A 9,880-nucleotide genomic window follows, 5' to 3' on the forward strand; every position below is an offset into this window, starting at 1 on the left:
GTTCCACGCGGGCATCGGCTCGCGCGCAAGAGTTCGCTGGGTCCCGCCGATCTGCGAGGCGAACGCTTTATTTCATTTCCGCAGAGCTTCGATGCGCGTAGCGTGATCGACAGGGTCTTCGTCGACGCGGGGGTGACGCGCGACCTCGTGATCGAGGCGCAGCTTTCACAAGCGATTGTCGCGCTGGTTGCGAACGGTGCAGGGGTAGCGCTGATCGACCCGGTCACTGCCGGGTACGCGAGTGCTCGGGTTGTGGTGAAGACGTTCACGCCGGCGGTGGCGGATCACTTCCATATCGCGACCAACCCATCGCAGCCATTGTCCGTCGTGGCCGAGAGATTCTGCCAGGACATGCGCGGCGCGTTTGTGAGTCTGACGGGGCAGCACCGGTAAGGCCGGAGGAACCGAGAAACCTGATGAATCGGGGAAGGGCGGCGAATGCGCGAGCCGCGATCGGGGTGATTCGCGTCATCGTTGTGTTCGGGCAATGCGCGATACCAGCAGGGACGGATTCGTCGCCGGCGACGACGTGCCGGAGGAGATGGTGCGCGACGCTTGGCAGAACACGACTCGGCCCCAATGTGTCAAACCGGCCGGTTCTTCGGGGGCTCTTCAGGGAGCTCAGATCCTGGCTTCGCGTACCTTTGCTCTGTAGTCCTGCCGCGCGGATTTCTCGCGCGCTTTCAATTGTTCTCTTGATGCACCCTTCGACGCCCGGTATTCCGCGTTTGCCTGCGCATTGGCGTTACGCCTGTCGACTAAAGGATCGCTAGTCCCCGACTGGGCTGCGGGCAACTGTGCGTCGGTTGCACTTTTCTGTGCTGCCTGATCACCCGGTACCGCATTGGCCTGGGCGAAGGCGGTGAGTGTGGCATAAAGGGCAAACAAGGTACACGTCAGAAACTTATGGATCGTCTCCATACGATTTCACCTCACATCAAAAAAGATAACCTGGCAGAAATTTGCTAAGCGGCAATACCGTGCTTCGGGATCTCTGAAAAGCGCCCATCAGAAAGGAACGTTACTCACATGAATGTGACGAGTCGCCATGGTTTCGGCCCACGTCGTCGGCGGGAGCGTGAATTCGCAAAAAGAGACCAGCCTGGTTCGCACGCTAATAATCACTAAAAGTTAAACACCATTGACAATCGATTCAAATCAAAACTGCGGGCAAATCGCTTTTCCAAAAGCGCGGCCTGCGCGGAGGTCAGGATGTCGACGACACCTGAGGCGGCGCCTGCGACGATTGGGAAAAACGAATACGACGAGTGCAGTAATACCGGTCGCATCTCCATGGAATGCTTCGGACAACTCCAAGACCATCACCCCTGGCGTCGATCACAACGAAGTGGACCAAATGGAAGATGATGCAGAAGAGCCACGCAATGAAGAAACCGGTATGGATGGGCTCACGGGTCGTCAGAAGCGCGAAGATCTGGACCTGGCACTTCACATCGGAATCTTCCTGTCTCAACAGTACGTTAAATAGTCAGGGAAAGACGCTGCTCGTCAAGCTCCATCGTGCGCTCCCTGGACGGCAGGGAGACAGTTTCGCTAAAGCACTCATCTGGTCGACGCGCCTGATGCCGCGATAGACCGTCTGTCCGACCCGACAGACCGTTTTGACCCAGCCGAAACGGTCCTGGATGCGCTGCCGCCGGCCAGGTCATCGTTACGCTCGACGGCTTTGTCAACTTGACCGGCACAGGCTGCGTTTCTGGTTAAACATAGGTATCCTGATCAGATAGTAGATCAACGTCGACGGTTCAACTATGCCAGGCGGCGATTCGTTCCGTGTTAAAGCGATTTCGTCTTCTTCATTTCATCGTTTTCCCGCCACCTTTCCACCTGACAGCACGCCTTTTACCATTACAGGGGCGATTTCGTAAGCGGCAACGAAATGGCGACAGATGATCGCTGCCCTACACGTCATTCGACCGAACGGCGGGGTACCCAAATCTGGATCATAAAGCCGCCCTCAGGATGTGCGGCAATGGATGCGCTTCCGCCCAGGTGCCGTGTTCGCTGCCGGATGCCAGCCAGTCCTGAAGAATCACGCCCAGGCGCTCGCGGAGACAGCGAAGTGCTCGTTTGACCATTGTCAAGGATGGATAGGTCGCACATTCCAGCCGTGCATGTAAGTTCAATAACGACCTGCGTTGCTCCCTTGGCGTGGTGGACCACATTGGTTAGCCCTTCCTGAACGATGCGGAAGATTGCCGTAGACGCGTCGTCATTGAATGCAGCGTCCTCGGGCTTGCTATGCAGAATGACTGAAAGCCCCGATCGCTCGCGGAAATCTTCCACTAGCCACATCAGCGCCGGAACGAGACCCACGTCATCAAGGATCGCTGGGGGTACATGGTCAGAACGTCGCAGATCGTTCGTTTCAGAAAGCTTAGGCAGCCACGGGGTAAGGACAGCGAGCTCATCTTCGCTGAGCACGCGCTTTCATGTTTTCCAGCTTTCCGCCGCGTTTTCGTCCAACGCTCCACAGTTTGCCGCGCATCACCTGGCGCCACCAATTCGGCGTGTCCTCGGGAACGCGACCAGCGTCCAGTGCATAGTCCCACGCTGCGCCAAGCTACGAGCGCAGAATCGCAGCGTTCCGCGGCGTATGCCGCTGACTGTCGAGCAGGTCGAAGGCCTGTTTTCGTGTGATTGAAGCGGCTGCCAAACGCGCAATCGGGACGATCTTGGTCATGAGGCGCCGGCGGGACTGGGCCGCACCGACAGAGTCTCGGTGTCGTTCAATATGGCCTGTGAGGAAGTCCTCGCAGAGTTCCTGCACCGTGTATGATTCCGGCGTCAAAGCTACCACAGGGCCATTCGATGACCTGCGGCTGAGCACGGGGTCTTCGCCAGCGTCACGGCGCGCTCGAATATCTTGCCATTTGGCTATCGCAGACGCATAGGATATTGCTGGCCATTCTCCCAGCTTCTGCTGACGCATCCGTCCGTCGATGGGCGATTTGAATCGGTACGTCCAACTGCGCCGCGATGCGGTCGCTTCCAGACGAAGACCTTGAAACGCATCGAAGCTCATATGCGTCCCAGGTTTGAGCTGTTTTGCGGCCTTGGCATCGAATCGCATGGTCGGCGTAGGTTTTCCGTGAATGAGAGAAAAAAGTTGCGCCAGCGTTTGAAGTTTAGCAACCTGTAGACGAGTGTAGATGCGGTTTTTGGCGCCAGCTAGGAACGTTGTCAGCCTTTGCGGGCGGGCTTTTCATGCAGGAGTGCCTCGCTCGACGCACCTCTCGAGAAATGACGAAGGAAACGTCCTGAATGCTCGCAGAACAACGTCACCAATACATTCTGGCGCAAGTCGCCAAAAACGGCGCGCTCTCCGTGGCCGAACTGGTGCGCGAATTGAACGTATCGCGCGAGACCATCCGTCGTGATCTGAATGCGCTCGCCGGGCGCGGGCTGCTCGTCACGACGCACGGAGGCGCGCTTTCCAGCGACCGGCGCGAGCCCGATCTGGACACGCGCGAGGCCGCGAATGCGGGCGCGAAGCGCGCAATCGGCGAACGCGCGGCCGAGTTCGTTCCCGACGGCGCGTCACTGATCATCGACTCCGGCAGCACCACGCAGGCCGTTGCGCGAGCCTTGCTCGATCGGCACCGACTGTCGATCTATACGAACGACTGGCGCATCGCGCTGCTGCTCGGCCGGCGCAACGAAAATCGCGTAACGCTGCTGGGCGGCGAGCTCTCCGATATCGAAGACGCCACCTTCGGGCTGGATACAGTGCAGCAACTCACGCAGTACCACGCGGATTTCGCTTTCATCGGCGCAGGAGGAATCTCGCCCGACGGCTACCTCACCGACTACAGCCGCATGGCCGCCGAGGTCCGCAGCCGCATGATTGCCGCGGCGGATACAGTGGTGATCGTCGCAGATCATTCGAAGTTCGGGCGGGTCACGCCGGTGCGTATCAACGGCATCGAGTCGGCGCGTTATCTGGTGACCGAGCAGGCACCCGAGCGCTCGCTCGCCAAGGCGATCGCCGCTCACGGTCCCGAGATCGTGGTTGTGTAAGCGTCCCGCAAGGCACGCGCGACCAGGCGGCACACCGACGCCGTCCAGGCTTCTCCGAGGCTCTTCCCGCGCGCTCTGTTCTTCCCCGACCACCATTCGCGACGTGCGTCGCTCCTCCAGTTCGACCCAATAGTCATAGCCCTGTCACTTAGACCTGTGATTCTCTCGCGACTCACATTCGCGCCCGGCAGATAGCGCGAATGTCATGTGCCCTGGGCAGCCGTGCTCTACGGGCCATGCAATCGCAACAGGTATCGGGGTTCCTCCCGGCCGTCAGGTTTTTCGCCTTCGGAGAAGCGACATGACAAGGATAACTTCCGCTCAGACCACGGGTCTCGTACGCAAACTGTTGCCGGCGCTCGTCGCCGCCACAGTCTTTGGCGGCGCGGCCATGCAGGCTCACGCGGCCGGCGCCGTGGTGCTGTACACAGCCGACGGCCTCGAGAATCTCTACAAGGACGTGCTGCCGGCTTTCGAAAAGAAAGAAGGTGTGAAGGTCAACATCGTGACGGCGGGCAGCGGCGAAGTCGTGAACCGCGCCACCATCGAGAAAGATCAGCCCAAGGCGGATGTTCTCGTGACGCTGCCGCCGTTCATCCAGCAGGCGGAGCAGAGCGGCCTGCTGCAGGCGTATCAAAGCGCCAATTACAAGAACGTCCCGGCAATCGCCAAAGCGCCCGACGGCGCGTGGGCGACCTTCGTGAACAACTACTTCTCGTTCGCGATCAACCCCGAGGTCACGAAAAACCAGCCCAGGACCTTTGCCGATCTGCTGCATCCGGACTACAGCGGCAAGATCGCCTACTCCAATCCAGCGACGGCGGGCGACGGCATGGCCGTGATCATTCTGACGTCGTCGCTGATGGGCGAGGACAAGGCATTCGACTATCTGAAGAAGCTGGAGCAAAGCGCCCGGTTCCACACCAAGGGCACCGGTTATCTCGACGTGCTGCTCTCGCGCAATGAAATCGCATTTGCAAACGGCGACTTGCAGATGGATCTCGACGACGCGGCCAACGGTGGTCTGTCGCTCAAGCCGGTGTTTCTCGCTGCGACGCCTGGAGGCCAGCCGACCACGTTCCAGTTGCCTTACGCGATCGGTCTCATCAAGAACGGTCCCAACCAGGAGCAGGGCAAAAAGCTGGTTGACTATCTGATGTCGACGCAGGTGCAGTCCAGGGTGCCGGACATCTTCGGCATTCCGGGCCGCAGCGACGTGCCGCTCGCCGGCAAGAACGGCGAAACGGTCAAGCAGGCGATTGCAGGCGTGAAGCTGATTCCGGTCGACTGGAATCAGGTCATGGCGAAGAAAGCCAACTGGACCGCACGGTGGAAGAACGACGTGATCGGTGCGTCGGGCAAGCAGACCGAAGTCGTCAAGCCGAAGTAAGTTGCCCTTCGCTGTTTAGTCGACGGGATAGTCAAGATATGCAGCGTCGTCGCGATCATTCGTGAACTGCTATTTCGTTGCACACGCATCGATCCTGTCTGGAGGGTGAATCGGGTGAACTCCGCAAGTCTTGCAAGTCTTGTACGTCGCGGCACGCTCCGCGTCTCGCCGCAAGCGCAGGACGCGCTCGACTCCGCGGGCCCCGTTGTGCCCGGCGGCGTGCAGATCGACCATTTGAGCGTGCGCTTCGGTTCGCGTACCGTACTCGACGATCTGTCGTTGACGATCCGGCGCGGCGAGCTGCTTACCGTGCTCGGCCGCAGCGGCTGCGGCAAGACCACGCTGCTGCGATTCATTGCCGGTTTCATCCAGGCGGACGAATTGTCGGGCACGCTGAGCGTGGCCGGCCACGATCTCACCAATGTGCCGCCGCATAAGCGCAACCTTGGCCTGCTGTTCCAGAGCTATGCGCTGTTTCCGCATCTCTCGGTGTTCGAGAATGTTGCGTTCGGCCTGCGCGCGCGGCGCATTTCGTCGAAGGAGATCGCGCGGCGCGTGGCTGACGCGCTCAAGCTGGTGCAGCTCGGCGATGCCGGGCACGTGATGCCCGCGCAGCTTTCCGGTGGCATGCAGCAGCGCGTCGCGCTGGCGCGTGCGCTCGTGATCGAGCCGGACGTGCTGCTGCTCGACGAGCCGCTCTCCGCGCTCGACGCCAATTTGCGTGCCTCCGTGCGCTCAGAACTGAAGGCGCTGCACGAGCGCCTGCCGAACCTCACCATCATTTGCGTGACGCACGATCAGGACGATGCACTCGTGCTGTCGGACCGCACGCTGCTGATGCGCGATGGCCGCATCGCTCAACTCGGCACGCCGCAGCAGTTATATGACACGCCTGATGACGCCTTTGTCGCACGCTATCTCGGCACGGCTAACCTGCTGCCGCCGCACGTGGCGTTCGGCATGGACGATGTGCGCTACAGCGAGCGTGAGCGCCTCGCGTGCCTGCGGCCCGAAGCGCTGCGCATCGTGCCGCTCGGGCACGGGCAGTTGCACGGCGCGATTGCGTCGGTGGAATGGTATGGCGCCGTGTTGTCGGTGTCGGTCGCGCTGGACGCAATGCCCTGCGAACCGGTGCTCGTCACGACGCAGCGCGGCCACGGCATGACGCCGGAGAAAGGCGCGCGTGTTTCCCTGCGTTACGAGGCAGACGATGTCGTCCTTATCAAGCCCTGAGGCGTCGGCTTCCGTTACCGCGTTGGCCGCCGCCGCCGACGCTCGCCGCCGCGCGAGCGTCGCTTCACACCGGGCCGCGGCAAGGCGCCGTGAGCGCACGGCGCAATGGCATCTGCTGTTCATCGCCTTGTTCGTGCTCGGGCCACTTGTGATCTACCCGCTCGTGCGGCTCGTGGCGCTGAGTTTGAACGGGCCGGATGGTATCGGTCTGCAGGCATATGCGGCGTTTTTCGGCAATCCGCAGACGCGCGGTGTAATCGGGACGACGCTGTGGGTCCTGTTGGCGAGCGCGGGACTCGCATCGCTGCTCGGCGTGGCGCTGGCGTCGCTACTGTTCTTCAAGCCGTTTCCGGGGGCGCGCCTCGTGACGCGCCTTCTCGAACTGTTCGTCGCCTTTCCATCGTTTCTGGTGGCCTTTACGCTGATCTTTCTGTACGGCTCGCAAGGCTCGGTCAGCATCGGCGTGCAGCGGCTTTTTCATCTGCAGGCGCCGCTCGATTTCCTGTTCGGCGCGGGCGGCGTGGTTCTCGCGGAAGTGGTGTTCTATGCGCCGTTCGTCGTGCGGCCCACCTTGGCATCGTTCGCCACTCTCGACATGCGTTTGATCGAAGCGGCCCGCAGTCTGGGCGCAAGCGTGTGGATGGTCGCGTTCAAAGTAATCCTGCCGCTCGCCTGGCCAGGCATCGCGGCGGGGACGATCCTGTGCTTTCTTCTCACGCTCAACGAATTTGGAATTCTGCTCGTGCTCGGCAGTGCGCATCTCATCACACTGCCGGTCGCCATTTATAGTTCGGCCACCGTCGACCTCGATCTGCCGACGGCCGCCGCTGGCGCGGTCGTCATGCTGCTCGTGTCTTTGTCGCTGTATGCGTTGTATCGCCAGGTCAACGGTCGCGTGGTGAAAGGAGAGGGTCATGGCCGATGAGTTCGACCGTGCGGTGCTGCCGGTCATGCACGTGAAAGCGCGGCCGGTGCGCCGGAGTGCGGTCGCGCGGCTGCTTGGCGGTCTGTTCCTCGGCCTTGCCGCGCTGTTATGTTTCTGGCTGTTCGTGTTGCCGGTGGTGGTGGTTGCGCTGTCGAGCGTGGCCGCTCACTGGTCGGGCACCATCCTGCCTGACGGTTTCAGCACGCGCTGGTTCGAACGGCTCTCATCGAGCGACTTTGACGCGCTGACGACGAGCCTCGAAATCGGCATGGGCGTCGCGGTGCTCGGCACGATGCTCGGCCTGTGGCTGGCGCTTGCGCTCGAAGGACGCGACCGGCGCGGCCTCGGCGCCTGGGTCGACACCATCGCGATGATGCCCAATGGCGTGCCGAGCGTGGTGCTCGGGCTCGCCGTGCTGATTGCGTATCACAAGCGGCCGGTAGATCTGTCGAGCTCCGCGGCGATCGTCGTGTTCGTGCAGCTCGCACTGGTGCTGCCGTTCTGTTACCGCTGCGCGGCCGCCGCGTTGCGCCCCGAACTGACGGTGCTGCGCGAAGCAGCGGCGAGTCTTGGCGCGCCTGCGTCGATGGTGCTGCGCCGGGTCGTGCTGCCGCAACTGGTGCCCGCGATCCGCGCCAGTCTCGCGCTGGGTTTCGCGTTGTCGCTCGGCGAACTGGGCGCAACGCTCACGGTTTATCCGCCGGGTTTTGCGACGGTGCCGATTGTCGTCGTGGGTCAGGTGGAGCGTGGTTACTACCTGCCAGCGTCCGCGTTGTCGCTGATTTTGCTGCTAGTGTCGCTGGCGGCGCTGATGCTGATTGCGGCGCGTGTGCCGCGGCGTCGGGGCAATTGAGTGGCGCAAGTGAGCGGCACCGTTTGGGGTTTGGCTGCCGGAGTTTGTCGGGGTTCGTCGCCGTTTGTCGGCGATGAGCGGCTTCGGGCAAACATCTTTTGGATCTCGCGGAATCTTCCAGACGGCCGAACGTGTGCGGGCTTGCGGTGATGGCTTTGGGTATCCCGATGGCAATGGCGCGATGAAGTTTGTTATCAACCTGAAGACGTTTCCATTACCGTGGGAGCACCAGCGTGGCATTGACCGTAAGCGACATCCGGTTCCTGTTCGAGCAATACGGCGACATCGCCTATAGCGGCGAACCGGTCACGCAACTCCAGCATGCATTGCAGACCGGCGCGTTGGCGGAGGAGGCCGGCGCGGACGACGAGCTCGTTGTCGCCGCGTTTTTGCATGACCTTGGACATCTGCTCAATCAGCAAGGCGAGACGCCTACGGAGCGGGGCGTCGACGATCTGCATCAGTACTTTGCGCTGCCGTTTCTGCGAGCCGTGCTACCGGACGCGGTACTGGAGCCTATCCGCTTGCACGTGGACGCCAAACGCTGCCTTTGTGCCATCGACGACACGTATATCCGCCAGCTTTCCGCCGATTCGTTGCGCAGTCTGGCCCTGCAAGGCGGCGTATTCAGCCTCGACGAAGCGGACGCGTTCTTGCAGCAGGCTTACGCGCAGGACGCGCAGCGTCTGCGGAAATGGGACGATGAGGCAAAAGAGCCGGATCGCGCAACGCCAGATCTCGGTCACTACCTGGGCGTGGTCGAGCGCGTCATGAGTAAAGGCTCGATTGCGCGATTTCGAGCCACGTAGTCTGGTTGCCGTGCCGGATCGTTCGCGCTATTTCGTGCACGGGGTCGTACTCGTCGAAATAACGCTTGCAAGGCGTCGCGGGGCTCGCTAGAATCTCGCTCTTTCGTGCTCCGGACGCCGGGGCGCGGGAAGCGGGAAAGCCAGTCGTGGCAAGGCTTCCAGCGGCGGCAGCAGGTTCAGGCAGTAGCAAAAACCTGTTGACGGCGCAGCGGAAGTTCTTCATAATCTCGTTTCTCTGCTGCTGATGCAGCGACGCAGAACGAAGCGGTGCCGGGTAGTTGAAACAGGCGCTGCGGAGTGTGCGGACCGATCTTTAAAAACTAGCAGCCGATAAGTGTGGGCGCTTGATGCGCGACGCGAGCCGGGTTCTTCGGNATCTGGCGTAAAGCGAAAGTATCAAGTCTCACACAGTAATGAAAGGAAGGTTTTTCTGTCGAGAGATGGAANGATCATTCGTCAGTACGTTGAGTGAGCGACCGGGTTCGAAAGAGCCCGAAAACAGTAACAGGTTTGAACTGAAGAGTTTGATCCTGGCTCAGATTGAACGCTGGCGGCATGCCTTACACATGCAAGTCGGACGGCAGCGCGGGCTTCGGCCTGGCGGCGAGTGGCGAACGGGTGAGTAATAC

General features: G+C 61.2%; 11 protein-coding genes and 1 rRNA gene. 8 read left to right on the top strand and 4 right to left on the bottom strand.

What is annotated here, in order from left to right; translation table 11 throughout:
- The coding region (locus F757_RS0129470) for a LysR substrate-binding domain-containing protein (RefSeq protein WP_027214472.1) at positions 1–393 on the top strand (393 nt) is incomplete at its 5' end.
- Between the two features lie 228 nt (positions 394–621).
- Here the strand turns inward: F757_RS0129470 and F757_RS34765 are convergent.
- The 4 genes from F757_RS34765 to F757_RS34345 form a co-directional block, all read right to left on the bottom strand.
- A complete protein-coding gene (locus tag F757_RS34765; protein ID WP_027214473.1) occupies positions 622–921 on the bottom strand; it encodes a hypothetical protein in 300 nt (99 codons plus the stop codon).
- 203 nt (positions 922–1,124) lie between these two features.
- Positions 1,125–1,295 (bottom strand): hypothetical protein, encoded by a 171-nt coding sequence (locus F757_RS35975; protein ID WP_156923775.1) that lies wholly within the window; start codon positions 1,293–1,295, stop codon positions 1,125–1,127.
- 634 nt (positions 1,296–1,929) lie between these two features.
- Positions 1,930–2,445, bottom strand: a complete 516-nt coding sequence (locus F757_RS35980) for a sensor histidine kinase (RefSeq protein WP_156923777.1) — start codon at positions 2,443–2,445, stop codon at positions 1,930–1,932.
- A 139-nt stretch (positions 2,446–2,584) separates the two neighbouring features.
- Positions 2,585–3,094, bottom strand: a complete 510-nt coding sequence (locus F757_RS34345; RefSeq protein ID WP_051376898.1) for an Arm DNA-binding domain-containing protein — start codon at positions 3,092–3,094, stop codon at positions 2,585–2,587.
- A 191-nt stretch (positions 3,095–3,285) separates the two neighbouring features.
- Between F757_RS34345 and F757_RS0129495 the strand changes: the two genes are divergently transcribed.
- From F757_RS0129495 to F757_RS34350, 7 genes are all read left to right on the top strand, one after another.
- Positions 3,286–4,041, top strand: coding sequence for a DeoR/GlpR family DNA-binding transcription regulator (locus F757_RS0129495; RefSeq protein ID WP_027214474.1), 756 nt, complete (start codon positions 3,286–3,288; stop codon positions 4,039–4,041).
- Positions 4,042–4,342: 301 nt separating this feature from the next.
- Positions 4,343–5,431, top strand: a complete 1,089-nt coding sequence (gene phnS / locus F757_RS0129500; protein ID WP_027214475.1) for a 2-aminoethylphosphonate ABC transporter substrate-binding protein — start codon at positions 4,343–4,345, stop codon at positions 5,429–5,431.
- Between the two features lie 114 nt (positions 5,432–5,545).
- Complete coding sequence (gene phnT / locus F757_RS0129505) at positions 5,546–6,664, top strand: 2-aminoethylphosphonate ABC transport system ATP-binding subunit PhnT (protein WP_027214476.1); 1,119 nt, start codon at positions 5,546–5,548, stop codon at positions 6,662–6,664.
- Positions 6,642–7,589: a 2-aminoethylphosphonate ABC transporter permease subunit gene (locus F757_RS0129510; protein ID WP_027214477.1), complete on the top strand. Its 948-nt coding sequence runs from the start codon at positions 6,642–6,644 to the stop codon at positions 7,587–7,589. The genes phnT and F757_RS0129510 overlap by 23 nt, the downstream gene beginning before the upstream one ends.
- The gene (phnV, locus tag F757_RS0129515; protein WP_027214478.1) at positions 7,579–8,442 is read left to right on the top strand and encodes a 2-aminoethylphosphonate ABC transport system, membrane component PhnV; all 864 of its coding nucleotides are present in this window, start codon (positions 7,579–7,581) and stop codon (positions 8,440–8,442) included. Before F757_RS0129510 ends, phnV begins: the two co-directional genes overlap by 11 nt.
- A gap of 233 nt (positions 8,443–8,675) precedes the next feature.
- Complete coding sequence (locus tag F757_RS0129520) at positions 8,676–9,251, top strand: phosphonate degradation HD-domain oxygenase (protein WP_027214479.1); 576 nt, start codon at positions 8,676–8,678, stop codon at positions 9,249–9,251.
- A gap of 512 nt (positions 9,252–9,763) precedes the next feature.
- Positions 9,764–9,880 (top strand): 16S ribosomal RNA (locus F757_RS34350); the annotation flags it as partial.

This window comes from Burkholderia sp. WSM2232, from assembly GCF_000472545.1.
GTDB lineage: Bacteria > Pseudomonadota > Gammaproteobacteria > Burkholderiales > Burkholderiaceae > Paraburkholderia.